Below are 16,575 nucleotides of genomic sequence, written 5' to 3'. Positions count from 1 at the left end.
CGGGCACCCCGATCATCCGCCCGTCCGGGCAGCGCAAGGCCCCGGCGGACGCGGTCCCGGACTTCGGCCCGTCCCGCCGCCTGGACATCGAGGCGCCCCGGGGCCTGGCTGCCGCCCCGGTGGCGGTGGCGGCCCACCTGGAGGTCACCGGGCGGACACCGGGCGGTCGCTGAGGCGTCGCCGGGGGGGTCATGAGGGCGCCACCGAGGCGTGCCCGAGCCGGACTTGGGGCCCGGAGCCCGGATCCCGCTCCCCGGCGGAAGGGGCCGGGGGCCGGATCCCGCCCCTGGCGGAGGGGCCCTGGGGCCCAGCATCGACCCCCGGCGGAGGGGGTCCGCGGGGACACCCCCGCGAACCCCCTCCTCAGCTCCCCTCAGCGGGAGCGGACGCGTTCGCCGGCACGATCCAGGCCGGCGGCTGCAGCACCGGGGTCTTCCAGTAGATGTCGAGCCGGGCGATGAGCCCGTCCTCGCCGAGCTCCATGACGTTGGCGAACGACATCACGTTCCGCTCGTCCGCCGCCGTCGGCTGGATCGTCTCGACGGCCTCGTTGAGCGCCCGCCGGCCGTCCGCGCTGAGGAACGTCCGGCGCGACTCCAGGCGGTGGAAGGCCATCCGCTCCGTCACCCGTGAGACGAACGCCACATACGCCTCCCGGCCGCGGACGGTGTCGTCCTCGTCACCGCGCATCCCCACCCGTACGAAGTCCTCCGCCAGGGTCGAGGCGACCAGCCCCCAGTCGTGCGTATCGACCCCCCGCCAGAACGACTCCACCGTCTCCGCGCGCCGAGCGTGTTCTGTCTCACTTTGGGGCACTGGGGATCCCTTCCCGCGACCGGCCATTGCCTGACGGTCAGTCAGATTAGCCGTCCGCCCCTCAGGAGGCGATGGGCGCGACGAGCTCGACCTCGAACCCCTCCGCGTTCTCCAGATAGGCCGCGTAGTGCGCCTCGCCGCCCGCGAAGGGGTGCCGGTCGGGGAACATCAGGGCCCAGCCGTGCCCGGGGGCCCGGGCCGCCAGGTCGTCCGCCATGGCCCGGTCGGCCACGTGGAAGGCCAGGTGGTTGAGGCCGGGCCGGCGCCGCTCGTGCCGGTCGCCGGCCAGGTCGGGGGAGCGCTCGACCACGACGTAGGTGGCGCCGAGCTTCCAGCTGCGCCCGGCCGGCCAGTCCTGGAACGGGGTGTAGCCCAGCTCACCCAGCAGCCATCCCCACTCGGCGGTGGCGGCCGGCAGGTCGGCGACCCACAGTTCGACGTGGTGCAACAGTCCGGAGATCTCCTGGCTCATGAGCTGATTCAACAGGTTCCCGCAGGAGAGCGGCCCCGGGCGGGCCCGGCCGTATCCGGGACGGGTAGGGCGTGACCCGCGTAGACTCGCCATGGCTTTTTCGCGCCGCTCGCAACCGATTTCACCGGGGGTGTGTCCGCTATACGGACGCGATTCGCCGGATGTTGCGTTAACAGTCCGTTTCGCGGGTGTCTGTCTACGTTCCAAATGTCCGAATTGTGGGCCAAGTTCGTGCCTGATGTGATCAAAGCGAGACCATTTGGGTGTGGTTACGCGCCTAAACGTGCCCGATAGTGGGACGCAGTTCAGCTCGGGTCAATGGGTCCAAGCGCTTATGGGGAGCGCCGACTCACGAGCAACAGAGGGCCGGTTTCGCTGTCAGGGGTGTCAGCGGATGGTCGGCCTTCTTTTTCACGTCACAACAGTGAACTCCTGAGGAGGCAATCCATGCGCGGTGCCAAGAGCGCCAAGTGGGTCGTTGGCGCGGTCATCGTTGCTCTTGCAGCGACCGCTTGCGGCGGCGACGACAAGGCCGACAAGCCGGCCGGTACGGGCAAGGCCGGTGGCACCTTCAGCCTCGGCATTTCCGAGCCGGTCGCCATCGACCCGTACAACTCGCAGGAGTCCGAGGGCATCCTCGTCACGGACAACCTGTTCACCGGTCTGTACGAGCCGACCGCGGACGGCAAGGTCATACCGGCCCTCGCGACCTCCAAGACGGTCAGCGACGACGGCAAGACCTGGACGTTCAAGATCAAGGCCGGCACCAAGTTCACCAACGGTGAGGCTGTCAACGCCGAGGCCTTCATCCGCGGCTGGACCCGCGTCGCCGCGAAGGCCTCCGCCTCCGACGTCGCGTACCACCTCGGTGGCATCGACGGCTTCGACGCGCTGCAGAAGGGCACGGCGACCACGTTCTCCGGCCTGAGCGCCCCGGACGAGAACACCATCCAGGTGAAGCTCTCCGCTCCTGACTTCGAGTTCGACGTCAAGACGACCCACACCGCGTTCTCGCCGGTGCCCAAGGTCGCGGGCGCCGCCAAGAACCAGGCGTACAACGACGCCCCCATCGGCAACGGCCCCTTCAAGATGTCGGGCAAGTGGGAGCACAACAAGGCCATCACGCTCGTCCGCAACGACGACTACGGCCTGACCAAGGCCAAGCTGGACACGGTCAAGATCGCCATCCTGAACTCGGCGAGCGCGGCCAACCTGGAGTACCAGGGCTTCCAGTCCGGCCAGTTCGACTGGGCCCGTATGCCCACCCCGCAGCTGACCGCCGCCAAGGCGAAGTACAACGCGCAGGGTGAGTGGATCCAGGAAAACACCAACGGCATGAACTACCTCCTGCCGATCACGGACAACGGCCCGCTCAAGGACGCCAAGGCCCGCCAGGCCGTGTCCTACGCGATCGACCGTGACGCGATCATCGCGGGTGTCTTCCAGGGCATGCAGACGAAGTCGACGACGATCCTGCCGCCGGCCTTCGCGGACGTGTACCAGAAGGACCTCTGCGTCTCCTGCATCAAGCAGGACAAGGAGAAGGCGAAGTCCCTCGCCGCCGAGGCCGGCCTCAAGCCCGGCACCGAGCTGCACGTCGGCTTCAACACCGGTGGTGGCCACGAGGAGTGGGTCCAGGCCGTCGTCCAGCAGCTCAAGGACGTCCTCGGTCTGAACGTCAAGATGGACGCGAAGCCCTTCAAGGAGCTTCTCGCCTCGCAGCAGGCCCCGGGTGCGACCGGTGCCTTCCGCTTCGCGTGGGGCGCGGACTACCCGACGCCGGACAACTTCCTGTACCCGCTCCTGGACAGCAAGTCCATCAACAAGGACGAGTCGGGCAAGGTCACCGGTGACAACCGCGGCCGCTACAACAACCCGGCGTTCGACACGATCCTCGCCCAGGCCCGTGCCACCAAGGACAACGCCGCCCGCAACACGCTCTACAAGCAGGCGGAGAAGGTCGCGATGGACGACCAGGCCCTGATCCCGCTGTGGAACCGTACGCAGCTGCGTCTCGCGAACACCAAGAAGTGGACGAACATCAAGATGGACTTCCACGAGGACCCGAACCTCGCCGAGATCAGCGCGAAGTAGTCACACACCGTCGCACTCAGTGCGGCGCGAACCGGGGGTCGTGGCAGCGAGTCGTTACTCGTTCGCCCCGGCCCCCGGCCCCCGTCGGGTGCGGTGTGATCCACCGCCCCGTCCAGGCGCGCCCGACCCGGGCGTTGTGGCTGCTTCGGTGCGGCAGCGAGGTAGAGAGGTAAGTCATGGGAAGGTATGTGGTCCGCAGGCTGGGCCAGCTGGTCATTGTCGTGCTCGGTGCGACGATGATCCTGTTCGCCTGCCTGTTCGTGCTCCCGGGTGACCCGGTGGGCTCGATCGGCGGCGACAAGGCGCGCGACCCCGCGGTCGTCAAGGAGCTGCGGCAGCGGTACGGGCTCGACGACCCGCTCGTCGTGCAGTACGTGCACTACGTGGAGAAGCTCGGCAAGGGCGATCTGGGTGAGGACTACACCCAGGGCCGCTCGGTCAACGAGATCCTCCAGCCCAAGCTGGTGAACACGGCGAAGCTCGCGTTCACCGCGATCATCTTCGACGTCATCCTGGGCCTGAGCGTCGGTGTACTGGCGGCGATGCGCAGATACTCGGTCTGGGACGTCTCGGTGACGTTCCTCACGACCCTTGCGGTCGGCGTACCTTCCATCGTTATCGGCATGATCCTGCAGCGGTTCTTCGTCGTGGAACTGGGCTGGTTCCCGCTGCTGTCCGACGGGTCGTTCAACTCGATGGTGCTGCCCGCGGTGACGCTGGCCATCATCGACGCGGCCCTCGTCGCGCAGATCGCCCGGAGCACCATGCTCGAGGTGCTGCGCGCGGACTACGTCAAGACCGCGGTGGCCAAGGGCCTGCCGCGCCGGACGATCCTGGTCCGGCACATCATGCGCAACTCGGTCATCCCGGTGATCACCTATCTCGGTATCTCCTTCGGCGGTCTGCTCGGCGGTGCGCTCATCACCGAGACGATCTTCAACTGGGACGGCATCGGACTCGCGCTGATCACGGCGATTCAGTCGCAGAACAACCCGATCATCGTCGGCGTGGTGACGTACAGCGTCGCTGTCTTCATCCTGCTGAACCTGATCGTCGATCTGCTCTACGCCGCACTCGATCCGCGAATCCGCCTCTCCTGACCCGCAGGGTCGTCCCGAATTAGGAGTCACACCATGACTGAGGTCGTCACGGGCATGGATGGGTCCGGTACCGCGGCCGGTCCGGCCCCGGTCGCGCCGAGCGCAGCCGAACCGAGCGTCGCGAGGGTCAGCAACTGGAGCGAGATCCGCGCCCGCTTCCTCGCCAACAAGCTGGCCGTCGTCGGCCTGCTCATCGTCGTCATCCTCATGCTGGTAGCACTGTTCGCGCCGCTGATCGCGCCCGCGGACCCGCTGCACCAGGACCTGATGAACACCCTGAAGGAGCCGAGCGGCAGCCACTGGCTGGGAACCGACGCCCTCGGCCGCGACCAGCTCTCCAGGATCATCTACGGCAGCCGGATCGCCATGATCGTCGGTCTCGCCTCGATCCTGCTCGCCTGCGTCATCGGCGTCACCCTGGGCGCGATAGCCGGCTACTTCGGCCGCGCCTGGGACTCGGTGATCATGCGCGTCGCCGACGTGTTCTTCGCCTTCCCGCTGCTCGTCGGTGCCATCGTCATCATCCTGCTGATGGGCCGCGGCGTACTGCCCGTCGTGATCTCGCTGGGCATCTTCTCCTGGGCCACCTTCGCCCGTCTGCTGCGCAGCCAGATCCTGTCGGTGCGCGAGATGGACTACGTGCACGCCGCCAAGGCGCTGGGCGCCACCCGGCGCAGGATCGTGCTCAAGCACATCCTGCCCAACTCGGTGACGTCGGTGGTGGTCTACGCGGCCAGCAGCGTCGGCATCGCGATCGTGGCGGAGGCCTCGCTGTCCTTCCTCGGCGTCGGGGTCAGCCCCGAGGTCGCCGAGTGGGGAAACATGATCTTCGCCGGCAAGGACTTCATGGGGGTCAAGGACTACCTGTGGCTCTACCCCAGCCTGGCGATCGTCATCACCGCGCTCGGCTTCGTCTTCCTCGGCAACGGCCTGCGCGACGCGCTCGACCCGAAGCTCCGGTGAGGCGCCCCCATGAGTCGGACCCCCACGAGCTACGAGCAAGCAGGACGAAGGTGACGGCATGACCACGGTCGAAACGGCCGCCGAGAGCACGGGAACGACCGCCGCCGGCGGGCCGCTGCTCGAAGTGCGCGACCTCCACGTGGAATTCAAGACCCGCGACGGTGTGGCCAAGGCCGTCAACGGCGTCAACTACAGCGTGAGCGCCGGTGAGACGCTGGCGGTGCTCGGCGAGTCGGGCTCCGGCAAGTCGGTGACCGCCCAGGCGATCATGGGCATCCTGGACAGCCCTCCCGGGCGCGTGGCCCAGGGCGAGATCCTCTTCCACGGGCAGAACATCCTGGCCCTGCCGGAGAGCGAGCGGCGCAAGCTGCGCGGCAACAAGATGGCGATGATCTTCCAGGACGCGCTGTCCTCGCTCAACCCGGTGCTCTCCGTCGGCTTCCAGCTGGGCGAGATGTTCCGCGCCCACCAGGGGCTGTCGAAGAAGGACGCGAAGAAGAAGGCCATCGAACTGATGGAGCGCGTCCGCATCCCGGCGGCCAGGGAACGGGTCGGTGACTACCCGCACCAGTTCTCCGGCGGTATGCGCCAGCGCATCATGATCGCGATGGCCATCGCCCTGGAGCCGGACCTGATCATCGCCGACGAGCCGACCACGGCGCTCGACGTGACGGTCCAGGCCCAGGTCATGGACCTGCTCGCGGAGCTGCAGCGCGAGTCCAACATGGGTCTGATCCTGATCACCCACGACCTCGGCGTCGTCGCCGACGTCGCGGACAAGATCGCGGTCATGTACGCGGGCCGGATCGTCGAGACCGCGCCCGTGCACGAGATCTACGCCCGGCCGGCCCACCCGTACACCAAGGGCCTGCTCAAGTCGATCCCGCGCCTGGACCAGAAGGGCCAGGAGCTCTACGCGATCAAGGGCCTTCCGCCGAACCTGCTGGCCGTTCCGTCCGGCTGCGCGTTCAACCCGCGCTGCGAGATGGCGCAGGACATCTGCCGGACCGACGTGCCGCCGCTGTTCGCGGTGACCGAGCCCGACGGCGCCGAACTGCCCGGCCGTGGCAGCGCTTGCCACTTCTGGAAGGAGACGATCCATGGCTGATCTCACCAAGGACGATGAGACGACAGTCGAGGCCGTCGAGGCGGCGATCAACGCCCCGGTCGACCGCGGCGAGCCGATCCTCCAGGTCCGGAACCTGGTCAAGCACTTCCCGCTGACGCAGGGGATCGTGTTCAAGCGGACGGTCGGCGCGGTCAAGGCCGTCGACGGCATCTCGTTCGACCTGTACCAGGGCGAGACGCTGGGCATCGTCGGCGAGTCCGGCTGTGGCAAGTCCACGGTCGCCAAGCTGCTGATGAGCCTGGAGACGGCCACGGCGGGCGAGGTCCTCTACAAGGGCCAGGACATCACCAAGCTGTCGGGGAAGGCCCTCAAGGTCGTCCGCCGCAACATCCAGATGGTGTTCCAGGACCCGTACACGTCGCTGAACCCGCGCATGACGGTCGGCGACATCATCGGCGAGCCCTTCGACATCCACCCCGAGGTGGCGCCCAAGGGCAGCCGGCGCAAGAAGGTCCAGGACCTGCTGGACGTCGTCGGCCTCAACCCGGAGTACATCAACCGGTACCCGCACCAGTTCTCCGGCGGCCAGCGCCAGCGCATCGGCATCGCCCGAGGCCTGGCGCTCAACCCGGAAGTCATCATCTGCGACGAGCCGGTCTCCGCGCTCGACGTGTCGGTGCAGGCACAGGTCATCAACCTGATGGAGAACCTGCAGGACGAGTTCAACCTCTCCTACATCTTCATCGCCCACGACCTGTCCATCGTCCGGCACATCTCGGACCGGGTCGGCGTGATGTACCTCGGCAAGATGGCCGAGATCGGCTCCGACGCCGAGATCTACGAGTACCCGACCCACCCGTACACCCAGGCGCTGCTCTCGGCCGTCCCCGTCCCGGACCCCGAGGCCCGCGCCCACCGCGAGCGCATCATCCTGACCGGCGACGTCCCGTCCCCGGCCAACCCGCCCTCCGGCTGCCGGTTCCGCACCCGCTGCTGGAAGGCGCAGGACAAGTGCGCCACGGACGTCCCGCTGCTGGCGATCCCGGAGCGTTTCAAGAACGTCGACTCCCCGGCCGCCCACGACTCGGCGTGCCACTTCGCCGAGGTCAAGGACGTAGTAGGCGTCGCGTAGCACCGCGCCCCACCTCGCGGAGGGCCCCCACCGATCCGGCCACGGATGGGTGGGGGCCCTCCGCGTGTCCGGACTGGGGGGCAGTCGGTGTGGTCGGGGTGGGGAGGCTGTCGGGGTGGGGAGGCGCGGAGATCTGGGGGCCGAAGTTCGGGCCGTCAGGGTGGGGACGTTCGACGGGCTGGGGGTGGACGGCTGGGGGCTGACGGCTGACGGCTGAGGTCAGAGCGGCACGGAGTGCGCGTCTGCGGCGCTGCGCGCCTTGACCGGGGGGAGGGGGCGCCCTGGCGCGGTGCGCCTGGCAGTGAGGGCGGCCCGCTGCGCGGCCCTCGGGCGAAGGGAAGCCGGTCCGCTGCGCTTCCCGGGCGGGGTGCGCGCGGGCCGCTGGTCGGACCCGCCCCCGGGTGAGTGGATCACCCTGTGCGGCCGGGCCTTCGCCAGGTGAAGTTCTGTGCGTCCTTCGTGATCCACATCTGCCAAGAGGCCGCCTCCCGAGTCTCATCGGGCAACTCTCGTCACATCCGTCGCAGATCTCGGCGAGGAGGGTGGGCCAGAGGGCAGGACGGCCGGCCGCACCCCGCGAAGCGCCCGCCGCAGAGCGGCACCGGCCCTGGCCCGCCGACCACCCGGCCGAGGGCCGCGCAGCGGACCGCCCGCGCTGCCGGGCGCACCGCGCCAGGGCCCTCCCCCCCCCGCCGCAGACGGGCACTTCGGGGGTCGAGCCCGGGCCACCGCATCTCCGCAGAGCAGAGCCCGCGCTGCCGGGCGCGCAGCGCCGGGCCCCCGGCCCCCGCCGCAGGCGCACCACTCCGCGCAGTCCGAGCCGCAGCCCTCCGTCCGCCCGCGCACCCGCGCCACCCATCCGCGCACCGGCGCCGTCCCGGGCACCTGGGTGCGGGGGCCGTGCCTACCCCTTGGCCGCCGGCAGGCATGTGGTGGCCAGGCGCATGTTCATGGCGCAGGGGATCGTGCCGTCCGGGAGGGCGAGTGAGGCGGCGCCCGCTGTGAAGGTCTCGCGGAGGGCGTCGAGGGACGACGGGGGGAGGGGGCCGAGGTCGTAGAGGGCGGAGAGGGTGGTCCATACGTCGTCGAGCGGACCGCTCAGGTCGATCCGTACGGTGTCCCACGTGACCGGCTCGAAGCCCGCCGGGGTGAGGATCGCGTCCAGGCCCGCGCGGTCGCGGGTCCTGCGGTCGCCCATGCGGGGGATCCGGTCCTCGGTGGGCGCGGCGTCCACGACGGGGCGGGTCAGCGCGAGGAAGAGCTCGTAGGCCTCGCCCCCGGCGGCCCCGCCGCCCAGGGCGAGGGCCAGCAGGGCGCCGGGGGCGAGCACCCGGGCGAGCTCGGCGGCGACCCGGTCGATGTCGTTCATCAGCATCAGCGCCATGTGGGAGACACACGCGTCGAAGGCGTCGTCGGGCAGGGGGAGGTCCTGGGCGCGGGCCTCCAGGAGGGTCGCCCCGGCCAGTGCCGGGCGGCGGCGGGCGAGCGCCAGGTCGTCGGGGGAGAGGTCGACCCCGGTGAGGGCCGGACCCCCGGTCGGCGTACCGGCCGCGGCGGCGTCCTCCCGCCCGGCGGCCGGTGCGACGCGGTCGCCGCCCGCCCCCGGCGGCGCCCCGCCGCCCCGCGCTATCTCCTCCAGCAGGAACCCGTCGCCGCACCCGAGATCCAGCACCCGGCTCCGCCCCGCCACCAGGTCGCTCAGCAGTCGGTAGCTGGAGCGGCCGGTGGCGTCGCGGCCGCGGGACAGGGAGCGCGGGGTCACTGCCGGGTGCTCGGCGTGAAAGGTCCGCAGGAACGATTCTTCGGCTGGCGTCTTCACCCTTCTGACCCTAATTGGGGCAACCCCGTTGAGTGAGGCGTTGGCCCACACGGGGTGCCGGCTGACGGTTCGTAGGGCGACACGGGTGCGCTAGAGGTGCGCCAATGACGGGTTTGGGGTGTCATGAGGAACTAAGTGTCATTTGTGATCCATGAGGAGGCACGCGATGCGCGGAGCCACGCGCTTGAAGTGGGCCGTCTGTGCGACGGCCGTCGCCCTGGCGGCCACCGCCTGCGGCGGCGGGGGCAGCGACAGCGGTGGTGGAGGCGGCGCCTCGGGAATCGTCAGCGCCTCGTGGGGTGACCCGCAGAGCCCGCTGGAGCCGGCCAACACCAATGAGGTGCAGGGCGGCAAGGTGCTGGACATGCTCTTCCGCGGTCTGAAGAAGTACAACCCGAAGACCGGCAAGGCCGAGAACATGGTCGCCGCGTCGATCACGACCACGGACTCGCAGAACTTCGCCATCAAGCTGAACCCCGGCTGGACCTTCAGCGACGGCGACAAGGTCACGTCCGACTCCTTCATCAACGCCTGGAACTACGGCGCGCTGCTGAAGAACGCCCAGAAGAACGCGAGCTTCTTCCGCTTCATCGACGGCTACGAGGCGGTGCACCCGGAGAAGGAGGGCGCCGCGTCGACCGCCCAGACGCTCGGCGGGCTGAAGAAGGTCGACGACCTGAACTTCACCGTCAAGCTCGGCGCGAAGTTCTCCACCTGGCCCGACACGCTGGGCTACGCGGCGTACGACCCGCTGCCGAAGTCGTTCTTCTCCGACCACGCCGCCTGGCTGAACAAGCCGATCGGCAACGGCCCCTACACGGTGGACTCGTACACCAAGGGCCAGACCATGAAGATGCGCAAGTGGGCCGATTACAAGGGCCCTGACGCGGCGCAGAACGGCGGGATCGACCTGCGGGTCTACACCGACAACAACACCGCGTACACCGACCTGCAGGCCGGCAACATCGACCTGGTCGACGACATCCCCGCGTCGCAGCTCAAGAACGCCAAGGCGGACCTCGGCGACCGGTTCATCAACCAGCCGGCCGGCATCATCCAGACCGTCTCGTTCCCGCTCTACAACGGGAAGTGGTCCGGAGCCAACGCGGACAAGGTCCGCCGCGGCCTGTCCATGGCGATCAACCGCGCGCAGATCACCGAGCGGATCTTCCAGAAGACCCGTGAGCCCGCCACCGACTGGACCTCGCCGGTGCTCGGCGAGGCGGGCGGCTTCAAGGCCGGGCTGTGCGGCGACGCCTGCACGTACAACCCGACCGAGGCCAAGAAGCTCATCACGGAGGCCGGCGGCCTGCCCGGCGGCCAGGTCACCCTGACGTCGAATGTCGACACCGGTTCGCACAAGGACTGGGCGGACGCGGTCTGCAACAGCATCAACAACGCGCTCGGCAACGACAAGGCCTGCGTGTTCAACCCGATCGGCACCTTCGCGGACTTCCGCTCGAAGGTCACGAACAAGCAGATGTCCGGGATGTTCAGGACCGGCTGGCAGATGGACTACCCGCTGATCCAGAACTTCCTGCAGCCGATCTACTACACCAACGCGTCGTCGAACGACTCGCACTACACGAACGCGAACTTCGACAAGCTCATCAACGAGGCGAACGCCGAGCCGGACACCGCGAAGGCCATCTCGCTGTTCCAGGACGCGGAGAAGCAGCTCGCCCTCGACATGCCGGCCATCCCGCTCTGGTACCAGAACGGCACCGGGGGCTACTCGGCCAAGGTCTCGAACGTGGCCCTGAACCAGTTCAGCGTCCCCGTCTACAACGAGATCAAGGTCAGCTGACCCGCGCGGTGGCCCGGCGCGGGCGACCCGCGCCGGGCCACCGCCCGACTTTGGGGAAGGCCCCATGGGACGCTATGTGATCCGGCGCCTGCTGCAGATGATCCCGGTGTTCATCGGCGCCACCCTTCTGATCTTCGTGATGGTCTACGCGCTCGGCGACCCCGTGGCCGCGTTCTTCGGCGACCGCGCCCCCGACCCCGCCACGGCCGCGCAGATCAGGCACCAGTACGGCCTCGACAAGCCGTTGTGGCACCAGTACCTCGACTACATGGGCAACATCTTCACCGGGGACTTCGGGACCGCGTTCAACGGGCAGCCCGTCACCGACCTGATGAAGAGCGCCTTCCCGGTGACGCTGCGGCTGACGCTCGTCGCGATCTTCTTCGAGATCGTCATCGGCATCACCCTGGGTGTGATCACGGGCATGCGCCGCGGCCGCCCGATCGACACCTCCGTGCTGCTGCTGACGCTGATCGTGATCTCCATCCCGGTCTTCGTCCTCGGCTACGTGCTGCAGTACGTGATCGCGGTGCAGTGGGGCATCGGCGAGCCGTCGGTGTCGCCGGAGGCGCCGCTCAACGAGCTGATCCTGCCCGGCATCGTGCTGGCCCTGGTCTCGCTCGCGTACGTCACCCGGCTGACCCGGACGTCGATCGCCGAGAACACCCGCGCCGACTACGTCCGCACCGCCGTCGCCAAGGGGCTGCCCCGGCGCCGCGTCATCCTGCGGCACCTGCTGCGCAACTCGCTCATCCCGGTGATCACCTTCATCGGGACGGACATCGGCGGCCTGATGGGCGGCGCGATCGTCACCGAGCGCATCTTCAACATCCAAGGTGTCGGATACCAGCTCTACCAGGGCATCCTCCGGCACAACTCGGCCACCGTGGTCGGCTTCGTCACCATCCTGGTGATCGTCTTCCTGCTGGCGAACCTGCTCGTCGACCTGCTCTACGCGGTCCTGGACCCGAGGATTCGGTATGCCTGAGCCGCACGACCCCAACGAGTCCGTCGCCCCCACCGGGATGGGCGGCGCGATGGACCTGGCCGGAGCCGAGGCCCAGACCCTCGACCACGGGCCCGGCCACGGACAGCAGGCGGGCGGCCCGACGGGCAAGCCCCGCAGCCTGTGGTCCGACGCCTGGCACGACCTGCGGCGCAACCCGATCTTCATCATCTCCGCGCTGCTGATCCTCTTCCTGATCGTCATCTCGCTCTGGCCGTCGCTGATCGCCAGCGGCAACCCGCTCTCGTGCGACCTGTCGAAGTCGCAGCAGGGCTCGTCGTCCGGCCACCCCTTCGGGTACGACAACCAGGGCTGCGACGTCTACACCCGTACCGTCTACGGGGCCCGCGCGTCGGTGACCGTCGGCGTCTGCGCCACCGCCGGCGTCGCGCTGCTGGGCGGGATCCTGGGCGGGCTCGCCGGCTACTTCGGCGGGGCGTGGGACGCGGTGCTCTCGCGGATCAGCGACATCTTCTTCGCCATCCCGATCATCCTCGGCGGCCTGGTCTTCCTGTCGGTCGTCACCAACTCCACGGTGTGGCCGGTCATCGGCTTCATGGTGCTGCTCGGCTGGCCGCAGATCGCGCGCATCGCGCGCGGTTCCGTGATCACGGCCAAACAGAACGACTACGTGCAGGCGGCCAAGGCGCTGGGGGCGAACCACACCCGCATCCTGCTGCGGCACATCGCACCGAACGCGATCGCCCCGGTGATCGTGGTCGCGACCATCGCGCTGGGCACGTACATCGCGCTGGAGGCGACGCTGTCCTGGCTCGGGGTGGGCCTCAAACCGCCGACCGTCTCCTGGGGCATCGACATCTCGTCGGCGTCCACCCAGATCCGCAACGCACCGCACATGCTGCTGTGGCCCGCGGGCGCGCTGAGCATCACCGTGCTGGCGTTCATCATGCTCGGCGACGCGGTGCGCGACGCCCTCGATCCCAAGCTGCGCTGACGGAGGCGTTCCATGACCAGCCTGATCACGCAGGCGGAGCAGGATCCGCGGGTCCCGCAGGGCGTCCTGCTGGAAGTGCGGGACCTGCACGTCGAATTCCGTACCCGCGACGGGGTCGCCAAGGCCGTCAACGGGGTGGACTACACCGTGAGCGCGGGCGAGACGCTCGCGGTGCTCGGTGAGTCCGGCTCGGGGAAGTCGGTGACCGCGCAGGCGGTCATGGGCATCCTGGACTCGCCGCCCGGCTTCATCACCCAGGGCGAGATCGTCTTCCAGGGCCAGGACCTGCTGACGATGGGCAAGGAGGACCGCCGCAAGGTGCGCGGCGAGCGGATGGCGATGATCTTCCAGGACGCGCTGTCCTCGCTGAACCCGGTGCTGAGCGTCGGCGAGCAGCTCGGCGAGATGTTCATCGTCCACCGGGGGATGTCGCGCAAGGACGCCAAGGCCAAGGCGATCGAGCTGATGGAACGGGTGCGCATCCCGGCGGCCAAGCAGCGGGTGGGCGACTACCCGCACCAGTTCTCCGGCGGCATGCGCCAGCGCATCATGATCGCGATGGCGATGGCCCTGGAGCCCGACCTGATCATCGCCGACGAGCCGACCACCGCGCTGGACGTGACGGTCCAGGCCCAGGTGATGGAGCTGCTCGCGGAGCTGCAGCGCGAGCTGCACATGGGGCTGATCCTGATCACCCACGACCTCGGGGTGGTCGCGGACGTCGCCGACAAGATCGCGGTGATGTACGCGGGCCGGATCGTCGAGACGGCGCCCGTGCACGACATCTACCGCAAGCCGGCCCACCCGTACACCAAGGGCCTGCTGAACTCGATCCCCCGCCTGGACCAGAAGGGCCAGGAGCTCTACGCGATCAAGGGACTGCCGCCGAACCTGCTGCACATCCCGCCCGGCTGCGCGTTCAACCCGCGCTGCCCGATGGCGCAGCCCGTCTGCCGGACCGATGTGCCGCCGCTGTACGACGTCAGCGAGACGCGGGCCAGCGCCTGCCACTTCTGGAAGGAGACCATCGGTGAGTGAGCCCACGACCCACTTGACGAAGGTGCCCGCCACCGCGCCCGCCAGGGAGCCGATCCTCCAGGTCCGCGACCTGGTCAAGCACTTTCCGCTGACCCAGGGGATCGTGTTCCGCAAGCAGGTCGGCGCGGTGAAGGCGGTCGACGGGGTCTCCTTCGACCTCTACCGCGGCGAGACGCTCGGCATCGTCGGCGAGTCCGGCTGCGGCAAGTCCACCGTCGCCCGGCTCCTGATGAACCTGGAGACGGTGACGGCCGGCCAGGTGCTCTACAAGGGCGAGGACATCAGCAGGCTGTCGGGGAAGGCGCTGAAAAGCGTCCGCCGCAACATCCAGATGGTGTTCCAGGACCCGTACACGTCGCTGAACCCGCGCATGACGGTCGGCGACATCATCGGCGAGCCGTACGAGATCCACCCGGAGGTCGCCCCGAAGGGCGACCGCCGCAAGGCGGTCGAGGACCTGCTGGACGTGGTCGGCCTCAACCCCGAGTACATCAACCGCTACCCGCACCAGTTCTCCGGCGGCCAGCGCCAGCGCATCGGCATCGCCCGCGGGCTGGCGCTGCGCCCGGAGATCATCGTGGCCGACGAGCCGGTCTCCGCACTCGACGTGTCGGTGCAGGCGCAGGTGGTGAACCTGATGGGGCGGCTGCAGAAGGAGTTCGACCTCTCCTACATGTTCATCGCCCACGACCTGTCGATCGTCCGGCACATCTCCGACCGGGTCGGCGTGATGTACCTCGGCAAGATCGTCGAGATCGGCGGCGACGAGGAGATCTACGAGCACCCCACGCACCCGTACACCCAGGCGCTGCTCTCCGCCGTCCCCGTTCCCGACCCGGACGCCCGCGAGCGGCGCGAGCGGATCATCCTCGTCGGCGACGTGCCGTCCCCGGCCAACCCGCCCTCCGGCTGCCGGTTCCGCACCCGCTGCTGGAAGGCGCAGGAGCGCTGCGCGCTGGAGGAGCCGCTGCTGGCCGTCCCGGCGGTCTTCCGCGGGCTGGACACGGCCGCCGCGCACGACAGCGCCTGCCACTTCGCGGAGGAGAAGCAGGTGGTCCCGACCTAGGGGCCGGTGCGGGACGCGGGCACGCCGCGGCCCGCACCCGGTGCGGTGCCAGGGGTGTCCGGGTACGGGACGCGCGCCGGGCGGAGGACGGGAGCCCGGGTCAGAGGGTGTTCTCGGCTGCCTCCTCGATGGCTGCCAGCGCCGGGTCCAGGACGATGTCCTGGGCCCTCGCCGCGATCGTCGGCTCCTCGGGGAAGTGGCACGCGGTGAGATGGCCGTCCCGGTTGCCGCCGATCTGGATCAGCGGCGGCTCCTGGGCCGCGCACAGCTCCCGCGCCTTCCAGCAGCGGGTACGGAACCGGCAGCCGGACGGCGGGTTGATCGGCGAGGGGACGTCGCCGGCCAGCCGGATGCGCTCCCGGTCGGCGCCGTCGATGTCGACCTCGGGGACCGCCGAGAGCAGCGCGTGGGTGTACGGGTGGCGCGGCCGGTTGTAGATCGAGTCGCGGTCGCCGATCTCGACGATCTTGCCGAGGTACATCACCGCGACCCGCTGGGTGAAGTGCCGCACGATGGCCAGGTCGTGCGCGATGAACAGGAAGGCGATCCCCAGTTCCGCCTGGACCTTCTGCAGCAGGTTGACGACCTGCGCCTGGATCGAGACGTCGAGCGCCGAGACGGGTTCGTCGGCAACGATGAGTTTCGGTTCCAGGGCGAGTGCCCGTGCCACGCCGATGCGCTGGCGCTGGCCGCCGGAGAACTCGTGCGGGAAGCGGTTGTAGTGCTCGGGATTGAGGCCGACGGTCTCCAGCAGTTCCCGGACGCGCTGCTCACGGCCGCCGGGCGGATCGATGTGGTTGATCTCCATCGGGCCGCCGATGATGGTGCCGACGGTCTGCCGCGGATTGAGCGACGAATACGGGTCCTGGAAAATCATCTGGATTTCCGAGCGGACCGGCATCATCTCCTTGCGGGAGGCGCGGGTGATGTCCCGGCCCCGGTAGCTGATTCTGCCGTCCGTCGGTTCCAGCAGCCGGGTGATCAGCCGGCCGGTGGTGGATTTGCCGCAGCCGGACTCGCCGACCAGGCCGAAACTCTCCCCGGTGTGGATGGTCAGGTCGATTCCGTCGACCGCCTGCACCGCGCCGACCTTGTGTTTGATCGGGAATCCGGCGTAGATCGGGAAATGCTTGGTGAGGTTGGTGACTTCGAGCAGCGCCTCTTTCGCGGCGCCGTCGCGCGGCGAAGGGACCGCGTCGGCCTTGGTGATGGTGTTTTCCTCGCTCATGATGCTCGCC

At 69.0% G+C, this 16,575-nt stretch carries 14 protein-coding genes; 10 read left to right on the top strand and 4 right to left on the bottom strand.

Annotated elements, in window-relative coordinates; genetic code table 11:
- Positions 1-363: 363 nt before the first annotated feature.
- Together ABZ721_RS31260 and ABZ721_RS31255 are read right to left on the bottom strand one after the other, a co-directional pair.
- The gene (locus tag ABZ721_RS31260) at positions 364-774 is read right to left on the bottom strand and encodes a nuclear transport factor 2 family protein (protein ID WP_358792125.1); all 411 of its coding nucleotides are present in this window, start codon (positions 772-774) and stop codon (positions 364-366) included.
- Between the two features lie 103 nt (positions 775-877).
- Complete coding sequence (locus ABZ721_RS31255) at positions 878-1,288, bottom strand: VOC family protein (RefSeq protein WP_358792124.1); 411 nt, start codon at positions 1,286-1,288, stop codon at positions 878-880.
- 447 nt (positions 1,289-1,735) lie between these two features.
- On the opposite strand from ABZ721_RS31255, the gene ABZ721_RS31250 reads away from it, so the two are divergent.
- The 5 genes from ABZ721_RS31250 to ABZ721_RS31230 all read left to right on the top strand — a co-directional run bounded on the left by ABZ721_RS31250 (position 1,736) and on the right by ABZ721_RS31230 (position 7,646).
- Positions 1,736-3,382: an ABC transporter substrate-binding protein gene (locus ABZ721_RS31250; RefSeq protein ID WP_358792123.1), complete on the top strand. Its 1,647-nt coding sequence runs from the start codon at positions 1,736-1,738 to the stop codon at positions 3,380-3,382.
- Between the two features lie 176 nt (positions 3,383-3,558).
- A complete protein-coding gene (locus ABZ721_RS31245; protein WP_358792122.1) occupies positions 3,559-4,482 on the top strand; it encodes an ABC transporter permease in 924 nt (307 codons plus the stop codon).
- A 33-nt stretch (positions 4,483-4,515) separates the two neighbouring features.
- Positions 4,516-5,445 (top strand): ABC transporter permease, encoded by a 930-nt coding sequence (locus ABZ721_RS31240; RefSeq protein ID WP_358792121.1) that lies wholly within the window; start codon positions 4,516-4,518, stop codon positions 5,443-5,445.
- Positions 5,446-5,503: 58 nt separating this feature from the next.
- A complete protein-coding gene (locus tag ABZ721_RS31235; protein ID WP_358792120.1) occupies positions 5,504-6,553 on the top strand; it encodes an ABC transporter ATP-binding protein in 1,050 nt (349 codons plus the stop codon).
- Positions 6,546-7,646 (top strand): dipeptide ABC transporter ATP-binding protein, encoded by a 1,101-nt coding sequence (locus ABZ721_RS31230; protein WP_358792119.1) that lies wholly within the window; start codon positions 6,546-6,548, stop codon positions 7,644-7,646. The genes ABZ721_RS31235 and ABZ721_RS31230 overlap by 8 nt, the downstream gene beginning before the upstream one ends.
- A gap of 904 nt (positions 7,647-8,550) precedes the next feature.
- On the opposite strand, the gene ABZ721_RS31225 is transcribed toward ABZ721_RS31230, so the two are convergent.
- Complete coding sequence (locus tag ABZ721_RS31225; RefSeq protein WP_358792118.1) at positions 8,551-9,465, bottom strand: class I SAM-dependent methyltransferase; 915 nt, start codon at positions 9,463-9,465, stop codon at positions 8,551-8,553.
- Positions 9,466-9,631: 166 nt separating this feature from the next.
- Here ABZ721_RS31225 and ABZ721_RS31220 point away from each other — a divergent pair, with 166 nt between their 5' ends.
- The 5 genes from ABZ721_RS31220 to ABZ721_RS31200 all read left to right on the top strand — a co-directional run bounded on the left by ABZ721_RS31220 (position 9,632) and on the right by ABZ721_RS31200 (position 15,337).
- Complete coding sequence (locus ABZ721_RS31220; RefSeq protein ID WP_358792117.1) at positions 9,632-11,272, top strand: ABC transporter substrate-binding protein; 1,641 nt, start codon at positions 9,632-9,634, stop codon at positions 11,270-11,272.
- Positions 11,273-11,336: 64 nt separating this feature from the next.
- A complete protein-coding gene (locus tag ABZ721_RS31215; protein WP_358792116.1) occupies positions 11,337-12,260 on the top strand; it encodes an ABC transporter permease in 924 nt (307 codons plus the stop codon).
- Positions 12,253-13,233: an ABC transporter permease gene (locus tag ABZ721_RS31210; RefSeq protein WP_358792115.1), complete on the top strand. Its 981-nt coding sequence runs from the start codon at positions 12,253-12,255 to the stop codon at positions 13,231-13,233. The genes ABZ721_RS31215 and ABZ721_RS31210 overlap by 8 nt, the downstream gene beginning before the upstream one ends.
- Before the next feature lie 12 nt (positions 13,234-13,245).
- Positions 13,246-14,271, top strand: coding sequence for an ABC transporter ATP-binding protein (locus ABZ721_RS31205; protein ID WP_358792114.1), 1,026 nt, complete (start codon positions 13,246-13,248; stop codon positions 14,269-14,271).
- Positions 14,264-15,337: a dipeptide ABC transporter ATP-binding protein gene (locus ABZ721_RS31200; protein WP_358792113.1), complete on the top strand. Its 1,074-nt coding sequence runs from the start codon at positions 14,264-14,266 to the stop codon at positions 15,335-15,337. Before ABZ721_RS31205 ends, ABZ721_RS31200 begins: the two co-directional genes overlap by 8 nt.
- Before the next feature lie 100 nt (positions 15,338-15,437).
- Here the strand turns inward: ABZ721_RS31200 and ABZ721_RS31195 are convergent, their stop codons facing one another.
- Entirely contained in the window at positions 15,438-16,565 is a 1,128-nt protein-coding gene (locus tag ABZ721_RS31195; protein ID WP_358792112.1) for a dipeptide ABC transporter ATP-binding protein, read from the bottom strand.
- Positions 16,566-16,575: the final 10 nt, after the last annotated feature.

The organism is Streptomyces sp. NPDC006733 (assembly GCF_040636125.1).
In the GTDB taxonomy this organism is placed as follows: domain Bacteria; phylum Actinomycetota; class Actinomycetes; order Streptomycetales; family Streptomycetaceae; genus Actinacidiphila.
This window is presented reverse-complemented; position numbering and strand designations above follow the sequence as displayed.